Source organism: Chryseobacillus diguaensis, from assembly GCF_049220665.1.
GTDB lineage: Bacteria > Bacillota > Bacilli > Bacillales > Bacillaceae > Metabacillus_B.
Map to the genome: position 1 here is coordinate 117,938 of NZ_JBMKNV010000008.1, position 15,750 is coordinate 133,687.

At 41.1% G+C, this 15,750-nt stretch carries 17 protein-coding genes; 4 read left to right on the top strand and 13 right to left on the bottom strand.

The annotated features are described in order from the left end of the window. Positions 1–17: 17 nt before the first annotated feature. Positions 18–1,265: a saccharopine dehydrogenase family protein gene (locus ACOT8F_RS13855; protein ID WP_421652524.1), complete on the top strand. Its 1,248-nt coding sequence runs from the start codon at positions 18–20 to the stop codon at positions 1,263–1,265. Further along, positions 1,255–2,382 (top strand): carboxynorspermidine decarboxylase, encoded by a 1,128-nt coding sequence (gene nspC, locus ACOT8F_RS13860; protein ID WP_421652525.1) that lies wholly within the window; start codon positions 1,255–1,257, stop codon positions 2,380–2,382. Before ACOT8F_RS13855 ends, nspC begins: the two co-directional genes overlap by 11 nt. A gap of 193 nt (positions 2,383–2,575) precedes the next feature. On the opposite strand, the gene ACOT8F_RS13865 is transcribed toward nspC, so the two are convergent. The 6 genes from ACOT8F_RS13865 to ACOT8F_RS13890 form a co-directional block, all read right to left on the bottom strand. Continuing rightward, the gene (locus ACOT8F_RS13865; RefSeq protein ID WP_421652526.1) at positions 2,576–2,716 is read right to left on the bottom strand and encodes a hypothetical protein; all 141 of its coding nucleotides are present in this window, start codon (positions 2,714–2,716) and stop codon (positions 2,576–2,578) included. Between the two features lie 90 nt (positions 2,717–2,806). Next, on the bottom strand, positions 2,807–3,016 hold the full coding sequence (locus ACOT8F_RS13870) for a hypothetical protein (RefSeq protein ID WP_421652527.1): 210 nt from the start codon (positions 3,014–3,016) through the stop codon (positions 2,807–2,809). Further along, positions 2,979–3,773, bottom strand: a complete 795-nt coding sequence (locus ACOT8F_RS13875; RefSeq protein ID WP_421652528.1) for a COG4280 domain-containing protein — start codon at positions 3,771–3,773, stop codon at positions 2,979–2,981. Before ACOT8F_RS13875 ends, ACOT8F_RS13870 begins: the two co-directional genes overlap by 38 nt. Positions 3,774–3,800: 27 nt before the next feature. Beyond that, positions 3,801–4,775 (bottom strand): ABC transporter ATP-binding protein, encoded by a 975-nt coding sequence (locus ACOT8F_RS13880; protein WP_421652529.1) that lies wholly within the window; start codon positions 4,773–4,775, stop codon positions 3,801–3,803. Next, positions 4,772–6,466 carry an ABC transporter permease gene (locus tag ACOT8F_RS13885; RefSeq protein WP_421652530.1) on the bottom strand — a complete coding sequence of 565 codons (1,695 nt, stop codon included), beginning with the start codon at positions 6,464–6,466 and terminating at the stop codon, positions 4,772–4,774. The genes ACOT8F_RS13880 and ACOT8F_RS13885 overlap by 4 nt, the downstream gene beginning before the upstream one ends. Before the next feature lie 79 nt (positions 6,467–6,545). Next, on the bottom strand, positions 6,546–7,616 hold the full coding sequence (locus tag ACOT8F_RS13890; protein WP_421652531.1) for an ABC transporter substrate-binding protein: 1,071 nt from the start codon (positions 7,614–7,616) through the stop codon (positions 6,546–6,548). 220 nt (positions 7,617–7,836) lie between these two features. On the opposite strand from ACOT8F_RS13890, the gene ACOT8F_RS13895 reads away from it, so the two are divergent. Beyond that, on the top strand, positions 7,837–8,676 hold the full coding sequence (locus ACOT8F_RS13895) for a MurR/RpiR family transcriptional regulator (RefSeq protein WP_421652532.1): 840 nt from the start codon (positions 7,837–7,839) through the stop codon (positions 8,674–8,676). Positions 8,677–9,127: 451 nt separating this feature from the next. Here the strand turns inward: ACOT8F_RS13895 and ACOT8F_RS13900 are convergent, their stop codons facing one another. The 3 genes from ACOT8F_RS13900 to ACOT8F_RS13910 form a co-directional block, all read right to left on the bottom strand. After that, entirely contained in the window at positions 9,128–9,283 is a 156-nt protein-coding gene (locus tag ACOT8F_RS13900; protein WP_421652533.1) for a DUF6220 domain-containing protein, read from the bottom strand. Positions 9,284–9,347: 64 nt separating this feature from the next. Continuing rightward, complete coding sequence (locus tag ACOT8F_RS13905; protein ID WP_421652534.1) at positions 9,348–10,676, bottom strand: sensor histidine kinase; 1,329 nt, start codon at positions 10,674–10,676, stop codon at positions 9,348–9,350. Then, positions 10,673–11,365, bottom strand: a complete 693-nt coding sequence (locus ACOT8F_RS13910; RefSeq protein WP_421652584.1) for a response regulator transcription factor — start codon at positions 11,363–11,365, stop codon at positions 10,673–10,675. Before ACOT8F_RS13910 ends, ACOT8F_RS13905 begins: the two co-directional genes overlap by 4 nt. 238 nt (positions 11,366–11,603) lie before the next feature. Here ACOT8F_RS13910 and ACOT8F_RS13915 point away from each other — a divergent pair, with 238 nt between their 5' ends. Continuing rightward, positions 11,604–11,834, top strand: a complete 231-nt coding sequence (locus ACOT8F_RS13915) for an SHOCT domain-containing protein (protein ID WP_421652535.1) — start codon at positions 11,604–11,606, stop codon at positions 11,832–11,834. Between the two features lie 828 nt (positions 11,835–12,662). Here the strand turns inward: ACOT8F_RS13915 and rlmH are convergent. From rlmH to ACOT8F_RS13935, 4 genes are all read right to left on the bottom strand, one after another. Continuing rightward, the gene (rlmH, locus tag ACOT8F_RS13920) at positions 12,663–13,142 is read right to left on the bottom strand and encodes a 23S rRNA (pseudouridine(1915)-N(3))-methyltransferase RlmH (RefSeq protein ID WP_421652536.1); all 480 of its coding nucleotides are present in this window, start codon (positions 13,140–13,142) and stop codon (positions 12,663–12,665) included. An 82-nt stretch (positions 13,143–13,224) separates the two neighbouring features. Beyond that, entirely contained in the window at positions 13,225–13,380 is a 156-nt protein-coding gene (locus tag ACOT8F_RS13925) for a CxxH/CxxC protein (protein WP_421652537.1), read from the bottom strand. Between the two features lie 242 nt (positions 13,381–13,622). Next, positions 13,623–14,843: a S1C family serine protease gene (locus tag ACOT8F_RS13930; RefSeq protein ID WP_421652538.1), complete on the bottom strand. Its 1,221-nt coding sequence runs from the start codon at positions 14,841–14,843 to the stop codon at positions 13,623–13,625. Between the two features lie 99 nt (positions 14,844–14,942). After that, complete coding sequence (locus ACOT8F_RS13935; RefSeq protein WP_421652539.1) at positions 14,943–15,737, bottom strand: MBL fold metallo-hydrolase; 795 nt, start codon at positions 15,735–15,737, stop codon at positions 14,943–14,945. Between the last annotated feature and the right edge of the window lie 13 nt (positions 15,738–15,750).

Here is a 15,750-nt window from a genome sequence, read left to right on the forward strand (position 1 = left end):
TAGTTAGGAGATAAGAAATGGGAAAAGCACTTATTATTGGGTGTGGTGGAGTGGCATCAGCAGCCATCCATAAATGTTGCCAAAACAGTGAGGTATTTGAAGAGATTTGTATTGCCAGTCGAACAAAATCTAAATGTGATGAGTTAAAAGCCAAACTTGATGGCGGCAAAACGAAAATCACAACTGCACAAGTGGATGCAAATAAGGTTGATGAGTTAATTGCTTTAATTGAAGAGGTAAAACCTGATATCGTAATGAACCTAGCTTTACCGTATCAAGATTTAACTATTATGGATGCTTGTCTAGCGACAAAAACGAACTATTTAGATACAGCCAATTATGAGCCAGAGGATAAAGCAAGGTTTGAATACAAATGGCAATGGGAATATCGCGAACGTTTTGAAAAGGCTGGTATTACGGCTCTTTTAGGCAGTGGCTTCGACCCTGGTGTTACAGGTGTTTTTTCTGCCTATGCGCTTAAACATCATTTTAGTGAAATTGAATATATCGATATTCTCGACTGCAACGCAGGGGATCATGGCTATCCTTTTGCAACGAATTTCAATCCCGAAATCAATATTCGTGAGGTTTCTGCCAAGGGAAGATATTGGGCAAACGGTAAATGGATCGAGACTGAACCTATGGAAATCAAACGCGTTTATAACTTCCCTGAAATTGGCGAAAAAAATATGTATTTGCTGTACCACGAAGAACTTGAATCTCTTGCTGTAAATATTCCTGGAATTAAGCGGATCCGCTTCTTTATGACCTTTGGCCAAAGTTATCTTGCTCATTTGAAATGTCTTGGAAATGTTGGAATGACATCTATTGAACCAATTGAATTCGAAGGAAAACAAATCATTCCACTTCAGTTTTTGAAAGCTGTATTACCAGACCCTGCTTCCCTTGGACCACGCACAAAAGGGAAAACCAACATTGGCTGTATCTTTAAAGGAAAAAAAGACGGAAAAGATAAAACGTATTATTTGTACAACGTTTGTGACCACGAAGAATGCTATAAAGAAGTAGGTTCTCAGGCAGTGTCTTATACAACGGGCGTTCCAGCGATGATTGGCGCGATGATGCTGATAACTGGAACGTGGAGTAAACCAGGCGTATACAATATTGAAGAATTTGATCCAGATCCATTCATGGAAGCCTTGAACAAATGGGGACTGCCATGGAAAGAAAACTTTGATCCAGAGCTTGTAGAATCTGAGCCTGTAAAACTCTTAGAGGTGGAGAACGATCGCAATGCGGTTTAAAGAATTACCTACACCTTGTTATCTCATCGATGAAGGTCTTCTGGAAAAAAATCTAAAAATCTTGAACGGAGTCATAAAACGTACAGGATGCAGAATTCTTTTGGCACAAAAAGCATTTTCAATGTATACAATGTATCCTCTCATTGGGAAATATTTAAGTGGTACAACAGCAAGCGGCTTATACGAGGCTCGTCTAGGTCATGAGGAAATGGGTAAAGAGAATCACGTCTTTTCCGCTGCCTATCGTGAGGATGAAATCGATGAAATTATATCCGTTTGTGATCATATCATCTTTAACTCTTTTTCACAGTTGGAAAAATTCAGGGAAAAGGTCTTTCAGGCAGGCAAAAAAGTTGGCCTGCGCATCAATCCTGAATGTCCCACACAAGTTGGCCATGCCATCTATGATCCATGTGCACCAGGTTGCCGACTCGGTGTAACAAAAGAGAATTTTCATCCCGATTTGCTTGAAGGTGTTTCAGGGCTGCATTTCCACACCCTTTGTCAGCAAAACTCCGATGATTTAGAAACAACGCTTAATGCAGTGGAAAAAAAGTTTGGACCATGGCTATCGCAAATGGAATGGATCAACTTTGGCGGCGGTCACCTTATTACAAGTGAAGATTATGACATCCCGAGGCTTGAAGCTTGTATTAAGAGAATGCAGGATAAATACGGTTTAGAAGTTTATCTTGAACCAGGAGAAACAGTGGCTCTAAATGCAGGATATTTAGTAACGACTGTACTTGATACGGTTCAAAACGGAATTGATATTGCGATTCTTGACACTTCTGCGTCCTGTCATATGCCTGATGTATTGGAAATGCCTTATCGTCCTCCTCTTCTGGGATCAGGAAACGTAGGAGAGAAGCCATTTATGTATCGGCTTAGTGGACAAATCTGCCTTGCAGGCGATACAATCGGAGATTATTCTTTTGATCAGCCATTAAAGAGCGGAGATCGTTTAGTTTTTGGTAACATGGCGATCTACACCATGGTGAAAAACAACACTTTCAATGGCTTGCCATTACCGGCCATCGCTGTTAAAGACAAAGATGGAGAATACCATATCGTGCGCGAATTTGGCTATCAAGATTTTAAAATGAGACTCGCATAAGAGAACAATAGAAATTGAAAAACCGCTTAGTCATACTTTGATCCGACTGGCGGTTTTTATCATTATCAGTTTTTATTCAATTTTCGCTGTTACTTATGATACGGTTCACCGTTCCTATTTAACAGTAATGATGCTGAATAAGGTATTTTTAGTTTTATTGCACCTTGTCTTTTAAAGAGAGAAGAGAGGATTATTACTTTCTCTTCTTTTGTCCTAAAAACCAATCCAAAAATAAAAACAACATGGTTTCTATACGCTTCGCCAAAAAGAAGGTGGGGGAATCATGAACAGTGCCCAGCTGTACCTCAGCCAACGATTTCATTTGTATATCCATGAAATAAATCCCCTATCAAGTAAGAGTTACGATCAATTTTCCCTAATAAAATACAAAAGCTGCCATCCTGATTGGACAACAGCAGTGTAACTAATGTTTTTCTTTAGACAGCTTCAATTGGAGTTGATGTTGAATCGATACCCATAAAGAAATCAATAGCCCCGCCCAAATGACGAATGCGGCGATTAAAGACTGGCCAAAGAGCGATAACAGACAGGAAATCACCAGACAGCCTATTAAAATAGATGCTAACCTTCCATCATCAACGATTAACCCCCATAGCGTTGATAGTACTTTCATTCTGCTTCCCTCCTTTTGCTTGTTTAAGCTTACTTTTTATATAGCGGACTGTCAGCCATGAGAATACTAGCAAGCTGGCGGACAAATACACAATGGACAAATCGGACTGTGGCCATTGTACTTCAAAGGCCTCTCCTACCCAAAAAGCTCCGAAACTAGTAAGCATCACACCAACAATAAATTTCATCGTATTTTCAGGTATCTTAATTAGAGGCTGGCGCAGCAATAATCCTGCTAATAATACAACAACTACTGCTGCCAGTGCGCCAATAATGGTATTCTGCATCAAGCCTGATTTCGTTGAACTTGTCCCTAACGTAATCACGATGAAAATCGCTTCCATTCCCTCTAAAAAAGTAATGCTTAAGGAAGTCATAAATCCGAAGGAATCAATTCCTTTTCCTACATTCCCCGCCTTTTTCTGGCGCTCAAGCTCACTTTGATAGCTCTCAGCTTCGTCATGAATCGCTTTAAGACCTGAATAGCGCAAGATGGCTTTCCTTAGCCAACGGATTCCAAACAACAGCATAAATAGACCAACAAGCAGCTGCACCCAGAAAATATGCACAATTTGTACAAGTGATGTACCGATTCCAGCTACTAATATAGTTAAAATGATAATAGCGGCAGCTGCACCCGATAAGGAGCTTTTCCAGCCCCTAATTGTACCGACCGCCAAAATAATCGTTAATGCTTCAATAAATTCAACACTAGTTCCTAGAAAACTAGCTAATACTGCGTAAGATTCAAAGATCATGAAACGCACCTCTTCTTTGATTAATAGTTAGACTCTAAAAACCCTGCACTTTTCTACAGGAATTTCAATGTTGACGGATGTGCCAATTTCAATTTTATCCGGATGCGCTACTTCAATTGGTTTTATATATCCCTGCACATTAACAAGGTATCGATAATGGCTTCCCAAATAGGTTCTAACCATCACCTTTCCTGACGCTCCTTCCACATTGGCCGGTAAAATACGAACATCATCTGGCCGAATAAAGGCAGAAGATGAATTTCCCTTTTTATTTATGATATTGGCACGGCCCATGAATTTCGCAACATATTCAGAAACTGGTTCGCGATAAAGTGTTTCCGGTGCTCCGATTTGTTCAATTTTCCCGTCTTTTAAAATAGCAATTTGATCAGCCATACTCATGGCCTCTCCTTGGTCATGGGTGACATAAATGACGGTCATATTCAATTGTTTAAAAATCCGCACCAATTCTACGCGCATTTCTTCACGCAGTGCCGTATCGAGTGCAGATAATGGTTCATCCATTAAGATCAAGCGGGGGGTGAGAGCAATAGCACGCGCCATGGCAATCCGCTGTTTTTGACCGCCGGACAATTCATGGGGAAATCGGGACAAATACTCTTCCATATGAAAAATCGAAAGGGTTTCGATCACACGCCTTTTTAACTCCTGGCCCTTTATTCCCCGAAGCTTAAGACCAAAGGAGACATTCTCAAATACATTCATATGCGGCCAAAGGGCAAAGTCCTGAAACACCATGCCAATTTCCCTTTTTTCAATGGGAACCTCGTTTCCGGACTCAGAAACAATTTTCCCATCAATCAAAATTTTCCCTTGATCAATCGAGGTAAGACCTGCTATTGTTTGGAGAAGTGTGGTTTTGCCACAGCCGGAAGGACCAAGCAGTGCTAAAAACGTTCCTTTTTGAATCGATAAATTCATTCCTCTTAAAACCGGTTTATCAGCGTAATGTTTGGTGACGGATTGCAATTCTAAACTCATTCGGTAATCTCTCTTTCCTTTTTCATAGGATAGCCTGATTCTATTGACCCTTGCTGTATTTTAATTGCACGCAATGAAAGTTTCTTACTGATTTGTTTCCAAGTATAGATGATTAGCTGCCCGAGGCCATAGCAAGCCAATACAATTCCAATTGAGAAAACGGTAAGCGCTGCTCCGTCCTCTATCTTAAATTCTGTATAAGACTTAGTAATCACCACTGGCAGCACGCTCTCAGCCGGTGGATACAATAGCTCCGATGAAGGCAGCTCAAACATGATGTGGCTGAAAATGAGAAACAGTGTGGAAATGGTAGTACTCGAGATTAACGGGAACAGAATTTTTCGAAAAACACGGAATAGACCTGCCCCATGGATCCGTCCCGCCTGCAATAATGATGGACTTACTTGCGTTATGGCGGCCATTTGCAAGCGAATCGAGTTAGGCAAAGAGCCAGCAACATAAGCTAGATACAAACAAAATAACGTACCGTAAAAATTCAAATGGAAAGGAATTAAGTATGGTGCATTATAAGCAAACACAAATCCAGCTGCCAAGACGATTCCCGGAATTGCAAGTGTGGACATCGTTAAACCGTAGAGAATTTTCGTCTCCATTCCCGACTTTTGAAGAATGACAAACGCTAACCCAATTCCTAGAATAGTCACCGTTAGGGCTGTTAATGATGCCAAACCTAGGGAACGAATGATAGCCGAATAGGAATCACTTCCACTTTGTATGATGCTTTGGTAATGATCCAGTGTCCAATTCGATGCTATAAACCCATCACTTGAATTTTTTAAAATTGATGTCATAACCTCGCCGCTAATAGGCAACACATATACAAGAAGCAGGAGCAGAAAAGTCACTGCGGTCCATATTGCTGAAGGTGCACGCTCCACCCGGTAAGGTCTTATTTGGTTTTGAATTACACTGTAGGATCCTCTTCCGAGAATCCACTTCTGAACCCAAAGCGAAAGAGCAATAACAGCGATTAAGACGAATGATAAGGCACCGACCTGTGAGTAATTGACTGGCATTTGATTTAGGGCCGTATAGATGGAATAGGTTAGCATCGGAATATGCGCCTGTGGAACCATGGCGGCTGCAAATCCGAAATCACTGACCGATTCGGCAAATACTAGAGTAGCACCTGCTAAAATGGCAGGAAAAAGAAGCGGAATGATAATTTTCATCCATACACGGAAAACCGAGGCTCCTTGTGTTCTTGCAGCCTCTTCAAAATCTGCTCCCAAACGTTCAAGTCCTGAGCGAACCGACAAGTATACGACAGGAAACATACGGAACGCCATGGCACAAATCAGACCGACAGGCGTAAAGAACCATTTGAAGGTTCCATCAGGCAGATGGAACAATTCGCATACTACACCCTTGTCCTGCAGCGTTAAGACCCAGCCTTCTGCTACTAAATAGGAGGGAGTAAAAAAAATAATCCAAATGAACAAACTGACCAGTTTTCCCCCATATACCCATTTCCGGTGAACTGCTACGGCGAAAAACGTTCCCATGATGGCTGCAAGCAACGCCGTACATCCCCCAAATATAAAAGCATTGAGAATGGCACGGTACGTATAGCTGTCTTTGATGATGCCTTCGAAGGACTGGAACGAAAATGTTTGAAAACCATTGTCAAAAAGCTGCGGGAATACGCTTTGCAGCAGTACCGAACCCAAAGGGTAAACGACCAGGCATAGCAGCACGAGTATACTAGGCCAGGTCAGGATTGGGTATTGGATGGGGGAGCTTTTTTGCTTACTTTTGAACAATGTTCTGTGTAAACCACTGCTTAATATCGTTCTCGTGCTGAGCTCCCTGAACAGGATCTTCCTCATTCCATTTTACTGTAGCCGGACGGATTCCCTGTTTTGCCGGCGCATTTTGAAGGAGCGAGATAAAGTTTGAATCCCCGCCGTCAATAGTAGTACCTATTTTGATGGCTTCAGCACTTAAAGCAAAATCTACAAATTTCTTCGCTGCTTCTAAATGCGGAGCCTTTGCATCGATTCCGATATTACTTGTTAAAGTAGTTACCCCTGAGGAAGGATAAATAATATTAATCGGTTCTTTTTTACTCATTCTATCAATAATGGCAGAGTCTTGGGCAATGGCAAATTTAACATTACCTTTACTTAAATTTGTTAAGGTAGGACCGTTTGAGTCGAATACCTGTAAGCCATTTGCTTTTAATTTTGTAAAGAAATCTTTTCCTTGAGGAATGCCGCCTTGTAAAATCATTAATCCTAGAACGGTAGAATAGGTAGGACCTGAAATACTAGGGTTATTCATCGCAATCTGGCCTTTGTATTTAGGTTTTAATAAATCCGGCCAGTCTTTTGGAAGCTCAGATGCTTTTACTAGTTTCGTATTGTAAGCAATAGCCCCTGAGGCTGTAGCCGTTACAGGAAAATAGGCATGATTTTTAGGCAGCATTTTTTTACCTAAATCAGTATATTGAGCAGTTCCTGATGGTAAATAGTCTTTGTAAAGCATTCCCTGGTCATCTAGACCCTGCATATTGGAAGGACCATCAAACCACGCTACATCCCATTGAGGATTAGCTTTTTCAGCTTGCATTTTGGCTAAAAGCGGTCCGGTTGAATCATCTATTAATTTCACTTTGATACCTGTTTTCTTTTCAAAAGCGGCAGCAATATCCTGGTCGAATCCTTCTGCTGAATAAAAGACTAATTCTTTATCTTTTGCATCGCCTTTTGCTGCTGATGATGCTTTTGATTGATTAGATGCAGAGCCGCATCCCGCAGCAGCCACCATCATGGATGTAGTTATAGCGCCTAGTTGGATGATTCTTTTGATATTTTTCAAAGTGTCTTCCTCCTAATTCTATTCATTGATATAGTTGCTGTTACAATCTGTATATTAAACTGGTAGTGTTAACAGAGCATTATTGATATATTGATTTTTTGTAAAAAATAATACAAAAATAAAAAAATGATATTTTTTTTTCATATATCTAGGCACTGCTTGTGAGTTTAATTAAAATAGATTTATAGAAAATTAATTAGAATAAAAGAGGGGGAGACCATTGGCAGTTTTATTTAATGGGGATATTCGCAAATTATCCCCTACCCAGAAAAATATCGCTGATTATATCGAAAAAAATATTGATCGACTGCCTTATATGAACGAAAAAGACATTGCTTTTGAGGTACCGACCAGCATTGCCTCTGTGTCGCGTTTTTGGCAGGCTGTTGGGTACGAGAACTTAAAGGAATTTAAGCTCAGCCTGAGTAATATGGAGGCAATTACCCCAGCCAAAAAAATGAACGAAATTTTCCATAAAATTTCAAATGAAGATCTGCTGGGCGATATGTTGGAACGGACGGCAGGGTATTTGCACGATACGTCGTATAGGCTGGATAGGGACAGTTTTAACCTTGCTGCAGAAGCAATGTCTCATGCTAGGAAAGTTTATGTTTTCGCTCCAGGCCCATCTGAAGGACTCGGCAGTTTGCTGCAGTTTCGCTTGAACCGGTTTGGAGTTAGTATTCAAAGCATGCCAAAGAGCGGGAGAGAAGTGTACGAAGCGCTGCTGCAAATTAAGTCTGATGATGTGATTGTGATGTTCGGCTTTCATAGAATCGCCACGGAGTGTGAAGATATTCTGGAGTATGCTGGGGAATTGAATTGTACGACCATCATGATTACAGACCGGCTTGTTTCCGATCTGAACAATCAGGCTTCCATCGTACTTTACGTGTGCCGCGGTGAACTTTGGGAATTTCATTCCATGGTTGCTCCTACAGCTGTTGTCGAAAGTCTTATTATAGCTGTTGGACTCCGCATGGAGAAGCAGGCACTCTCCACCTTAGATACGCTGCAAAATCTGCGAAAACGGTTTTCCAATCATTCTTCAAAAAAATAGACGGGAGTAGACTGGGTATTACAACATTAACGTTTACCCTAAAACCTGCGAACTTTTTTTACATATTCATGGGCATTTTACAATCCGTTTTGTTTGTTCTCGCTTGTATGCCTGTTGCTGTTAATTCCTTTATCAAGTTGGTTTTAACATACATATTATATACAACCCTTCTTTCGTTTTTTATCTTACCTATTCTCATTGTTTTGATAAAAAAGTAAAAAAACTATTATAATATTTAGGTATGGTGAGTTAAACCTTTGCAATTAAATAGACCACACGTCTTTGGGATATCTAAGATGTGTGGTCTATTTTTATCTATTGGGGAACTAACACTTTCAGAAGAAAGGAAAAATGTAAGATAGAACATCACCATTATTTCTTGAAGTTTCATCAATTGATCAGAGCCCCACTCTCTACACTGAAGCCAGTAAAATCCTCTTAATGGGAAAGCCTATAATACTAAAAGACAAACTGAAATGAGGGACTTTGGAATACCTCCAAAAAAGGACAATATTAGCATGATCAATGGATTCAATGAAAAATAATGTACAAACCCTACATGATAACTCCAGAATTTAGAAGCCTGAAAAACCGCTATCCCAGCCATAAATAGTTGAATAATTATACAAATGAAAAGCAGTTGTGATAGTATTTAGATCCAATTATTACTGTTATAATTCATCACCACGGAATTCACTTAATATCCACCCGATAAGGACTGCACCGCCATCAGGATAGTTCGCGGCAGAAAGTTCCCCGCTGTGGGCTTTAAAAATGCGTCTGGCAATGGTAAGCCCAAGTCCTGCTCCACCGGTTGCCCGATTTCTTGACACTTCACCTCTGTACAATGGTTCGAACATATGTTTAAGGTCAGCCGGTGAAAATCCTGGACCCGAATCTCTGACCGAAATCGTTACTTTCCCTGGTTCTTTGTACCAATTTACAAAAATCTTGCTGCCATTGGGTGTGTGTCTTAGTGCATTATCCAATAAATTGTTCATTGCACGTTCCAATAAATGCCGATCTCCTGTAATTTCACATTTATAAGCAGGAAACTCCGATTCGATGGAAACACCTTTTTCCTCAGCCAAAGGCTTCAAACTTTCAATCGAGCTTTTCAAAATAAGTTCAATTTCAATCTTTTCACAGTACAGCGTCTGTTCCATATATTCAAGCTTTGTAAATGCAAAAAGATCGGATACAAGCCGATCGAGTTGATTGGACTTTTCTTTACATACCGACACATACGTCGCAATTTTTTCCGGGGAAGCTGCAATGCCTTTTTCCAAACCATCCAAGTACCCTCTCAGGGCAAACAATGGTGTCCTGAGGTCATGGGCAATTGCTCCAATGAAAAACCGCCGTTCTTCCTCCAGCTTGGCTTGTTTTTCAAAAGCTTCCCTAAGACCTGCCACCATCACTTCAAAGCCGCTCCGTACTTCTTCAATTTCAGTAACACGAGAAACGGGCAAATTTAAATCAAGATCCCCTTCTGCAATTTGCCGGGCTGTTCCGCTCATAGCCTCGAGCGGCTTTACAATATTTTTTTGCATTTTAAATCCAACAAAGAAAATGCCAAGAATCATGGCCGTCATAGCTAAAAGACGTGCAATGATATCACTTTTCATTTGAGAATATAACTTCACTGTTCCCAAGATTTTGCCACTCTCGATGACAGTAAATTGTTGATTGGATATCCATGGATTACTTCGCCAATTCCCGGATTTAAAAATTAGATGTTTAGATGGTGAAAGGATTTCAACATGAATATTTCCCTTCAATAGCTGACTCCGTAAATTTTTTTGCCACTCAGGATTCTCCCACTTAGCTGAATTGGTGACAATCATATCTAAGGTTTCATTTAACTTTTGCTTTTCAGCTTGGGCCCCGTTTTGAAACGGTGTTCCGTTAAAGTGAATAAAAAAATAAATCATCCATGGAAGAATAACAACGGAATACATGCCAATAACCATGAACTTGCGAATTCTAAGTGTTTTCATGCTCGTATCCCTTCAAAGCGGTAACCAACTCCCCAAACGTTTACGATATATTGGGGGTTATCGGGATCAGCTTCAATTTTCTCCCTGATACGGGAAATATGAACTCTGACAGTATGTTTGTCACCTACACCGCCCCAAAAGGTTTCCAGCAAATGTTCATATGTAAATACCTGACGAGGATGTTCAGCAAACAAAAGCAGCAGTTCATATTCCCTCGGTGAAAACGATATTTCCTGACCGTCAATCCTTACTTCTCTTGCTAACAAATCCAGCACCAATGGCCCAAAATTCAAGGTCGTTAAACGGGTAGTTTGCTGAGAACCGTACCTGCGTAAAACAGCTCTGACTCGTGCCACCACTTCTGCTGGGGAAGCTGTTTTTACGATATAATCATCTGCCCCCAATCCAAGACCTCGAATCTTGTTCACATCATCATCCCGTGCACTCAGAAAAAGAATAGGTACATCGCTTGTGGTTCTGATCTGGCGGCACAAATCAAATCCAGTTTGCCCCGGCATCATAATATCAAGAATGATGCAATCAACAGATTTATTTTGTAATACGGATAACGCTTGAGCGGTATCATACGCCATTTCCACTTGAAAACCATCATTCTCCAAAAAATCATACATCAAATTAACGATACTTTTATCATCGTCCACCACTAAAACGGTTTGTGTCAGCTTCAGCACAAATGACCTCCTATTAATTCCTTACACATAGCACCATGACATTCAACCATGCTTAAACTCAGTTTACCACTTAAGTGAATTTAGCAAATATCTTGTTCCTGATTTGTAATCGGTTGTTGATGGTTTTGAGACAATTATCCATCTGGTTTGAGATATTTGCCGGTTATTCTTATCTTGTACTGCTGAACAGGTGGTATCAGTTAACAATAATTAATTTACAAAGGAGGTCTCGGCTATGTGGTGGGGACATCATGGATTTTTTCCATTCGGACTGTTTTTTTTGATTCCCTTATTCGTATTCTTAGCTATTCGCATTATTCTGTTCAGGCGTTACGGCTCATGGTGCTTTGGGCCAGGTCATTATCAAGGAAGGTACGATGCGGAAACCATTTTGATGCAGCGGCTTGCCCGCGGTGAAATCAGCGAAGAGGAATATTTACGGTTACGGGAAATTATGCAAAAGTAAAAACGGATTGGCTGGTAAAACCAGCTAACCATTCTCGGAATTTGACATAAAAAAGGTTACATCTTTCAGTAAAGCATTCCTTTTTTATGGAGAAACATTGTAAATAGCTATAAATTAGCAGACCAAATCACTTTTGATTTGGTCTTTAAAAATATTTTAGAAATTTCTGATTTTAAAATAGCGGTGATTCCATGGTCTTTAGCTTCATCCAAACGGTGTGTTCAGTACAAATAAGTTGTTTGAAAAAAACCGGGAATTGGATATTTTGGTCGACTACACAAAGTTAACCGTATTTTTGGTGGTTGCAGCATCCTTCGAATAAGAAGAGCAGGCACTTAAATGCCTACTGGTCGTTTCCTATCATGATGGGGGCTTTGAAAGAGATTTATCATCAGGGAAGCCTACCGAGTCATTAACAGGTGAAAACCAGGCCTATCGGATATGCCATGAAATCGAGGGAATCGATCGTTAATCTATCAATTACAAGGGGGAAGGAGATTTGAAGTCTAGAGTCAAGAGGCTCTTCCATCACCACAAGTGGCTCAAACGGTGGATTCAGCGAATCAAGGACAATTGGTTACCCTCCAGCATGTAAGGGTTAAAAATATTACTCAAACAGACAAATATGGCACTTTTGAAATTGGTGCTTTTCAAACTACAACACGTATCCTCGCCGCTTAATATCCTTCAAAAGATCCATAACATTACGCAATTTCCTTGCTGAATTCTAGGATTGTTCTCTCCCTTATTATCGCTACGAATCTTATAATCCCTGTTGTGTTTAATCTCTAATTTATAACCAATAACACCTTGCGAAAAAAACCTCATTTACTTATGGTACGGTTCACCACGATTAATCCTGAACGCCCTGTAAACCTGCTCAACCAAAACCAGCCTCATCAACTGATGAGGAAACGTCATCTTACTAAACGACAAGGTATCATTCGCCCGCTTCATCACTGCATCACTCAAGCCCAATGATCCGCCGATCACAAATGCCACCTTGCTCTTTCCATAGGTAGCCAGCCTGTCCAGATCCGCTGCCAGCTGCTCGGAGGATTTCATTTTCCCTTCAATCGCAAGAGCAATCACATGTGTGTCATCCGAGATTTTCGCCAAAATCCGCTCGCCTTCTTTTTCCTTCACAATCAGCATGTCCTGCTCGCTTAAATTTTCAGGAGCTTTTTCATCAGCCAGCTCTATTATTTCCATCTTTGCATATGATGTCAGTCTTTTTAAATATTCGTCGATTCCTTGTTTTAAATACTTCTCTTTCAGTTTTCCTACTGTACAAATTGTAATATTCACAGGTAATCCCCACTTCAAGAACAAATTTTCCACATTTATTATCCACAACTGTGGATTACTTTCCATATTTAGTGGTCGAGTATTAGTTCCCAACTATATATACAGCAGGGTTTTGGCATAATTCACAGGTTGTGGATAACTCGCTGTTTTCATCAATTTTTTCTATTTCAGGAGCAAGTTCATTTTCATCTACATACATATCAATTGCGAGTTCTACGTGTTCCGCACAGCATTTCATGGTTTTCGCCTCCTTATCCACAAGTGGATATTCCTTAATTATAGCTGATTTCGTAAAGATTGTTTATATTCGTAAGGATAGGGTTCACGTATTGGCTAGCAATCGGGGGCATCTTTTCTTAAAGTTCCTGAATCTTATTTTTTCGTTACCCTCAATTAAGACCTATTAACAACAAAGTTTAAGAAAAGAGCCTTCTATATTCTATCCTAAATCGCTTTTCCACAAGAAAAAAAGAGAGCTGGTTAGCTCCCTTGTGTTTTTTGGGCAATCAGTTTGACGGTTGCTGTTTTCTTCTTGCCGCCTCGATAGTAGTCAATTTGTGCTTTTTCGCCAGGCTTTTTCGCATAAAGAATTTTTCTGAGTGCGAAAATGTCGTCTACTTTTTTGCCGTCCATGCTGACAATCACATCAAATTGCTGGAATCCTGCTCTTGCAGCAGGGGAGGATGGGCTGACATCATAGACAACAACACCTTTTGTTACACTGTCAGGCAGCTTCAGCGTTTCTTTTTGATGATAGGCTGAAACGTCGCTGAGCGATCTCATACTGAGTCCAAGGAATGGACGGCGTACTTCGCCGTAACGCTCCAAATCACTGATGACCGGTTTGACAAGATTAGACGGAATGGAAAGGCCAATTCCTTCAACCTCTGATTGAGCAATCTTCATCGAGTTAATGCCGATCACATTCCCGCCGATGTCCATTAGCGCACCGCCGCTGTTCCCAGGGTTAATGGCCGCATCTGTTTGAAGAACCTCAGCATTCCAGTCCGGCTGGCCGTCTCCGTTTGAATCAACAGGGATCGCCCGTTCAGTACCGGAAATAATCCCTTGCGTAACAGAACCTGCGAATTGTTCACCAAGCGGATTTCCAATTGCGATCACCGGTTCACCCGGCTTCACTTCATCGGAATTTCCGAATGTCGCAGCTTCTTTTATTTTATTGCTTTTCACGCGTAAAACCGCAAGATCTGTCAGATCATCACTGCCGAGGATTTCTGCCGGAAATCTTGTCCCATCGGAAAGACTGATTTCAATCTGGCTGGCACCTGCAATCACGTGATGATTGGTGACGATAAAAGCATTATCGCCGTCGATCTTGTAGATGACGCCTGAACCTGAACCCGCTTCCTGTCCTTTGCTCTTGCCTTGGGTCTCATCCCAAAATCCGCCTGAATCCTGGATATTAATGACCCCTACAACAGAGGCAGAAACCTTATTGACGATTTTTGTCACGTTCGTACTTACATTCACATTCACATTTTTTTCAGGGCCTGCTGGCTTTGTGCTGTATGGCTGTACATTCGGCTGATCCGGCACCCAGCCAAGCCCGCTTAAAAGAGGCATTGCAATGATCACAATGAGGGCACCGAGCAAAGCACCGGTTAATCCTGCTAAAAACCAACCGCCGCGGTTTCCTTTTTGCCGGCGGTTTTGATCATAATCCTGATCATAGTATCCCATCCGCTTTCTGTCCTTTCACAATAAACTTCGCTCTATGGATATTGTGTTATTCTAACCAATATTCTACTCAATCAAACGCTATTAAGGGCTTCTTCTGAATCAAACGGCAAAAATCGGTGTAGGGATTTTCGGATCTGTGTCATATAATTCAAATTGCTCTCCTGCTGAAAATCCCTTGCTCTCCAGTGTTTGCTGGACAGCCATTCGGGCTAAATCCTTCATATTGTTGTCGAGACTAAGGTGAGCTAGGTAAATCCTTTTTGTATCTTCCCCAATAACGTCAGTCATGGCTAGCGCCGCATCTTCATTTGAAACGTGTCCTACATCGCTCAATATTCTGCGTTTAATGTTCCAAGGATATTTTCCCATTCGAAGCATGTCCACATCGTGATTGCTTTCAAAAACGAACGCATTGGAATTTCGGATGATGCCTTTCATCCGGTCACTGACATAGCCCGTATCTGTAATCAGCGCGATTTTTCTGCCTTCATGGTGAAACACATAAAACATCGGTTCAGCCGCATCATGTGATACGCCAAAGGATTCCACGTCCAAAGAACCGAACGTGCGGATTTTTTCCATCGGGAAGATAAACTTCTGTTCTGTTGGTATTTCACCGACAAGGTTTTCCATGGCTTTCCACGTTTTTTCATTCGCATAAATCGGAAGCTGATGTTTTCTCGCCATCACACCAAGACCCTTAATATGGTCACTGTGTTCATGGGTCACCAATATACCGCTCAGCTGTTTCGGTGTTCGTCCGATCTGGGTCAGTAATCCTTCCAGCTGCTTGCCGCTTAAACCGGCATCCACCAGAAGTGATTCGTTTTCTGTCTCTATATATATTGCGTTCCCCGTACTCCCGCTCGCGAGCACGCTAAATTGCAAGCTCATTTCTTTCACTCCA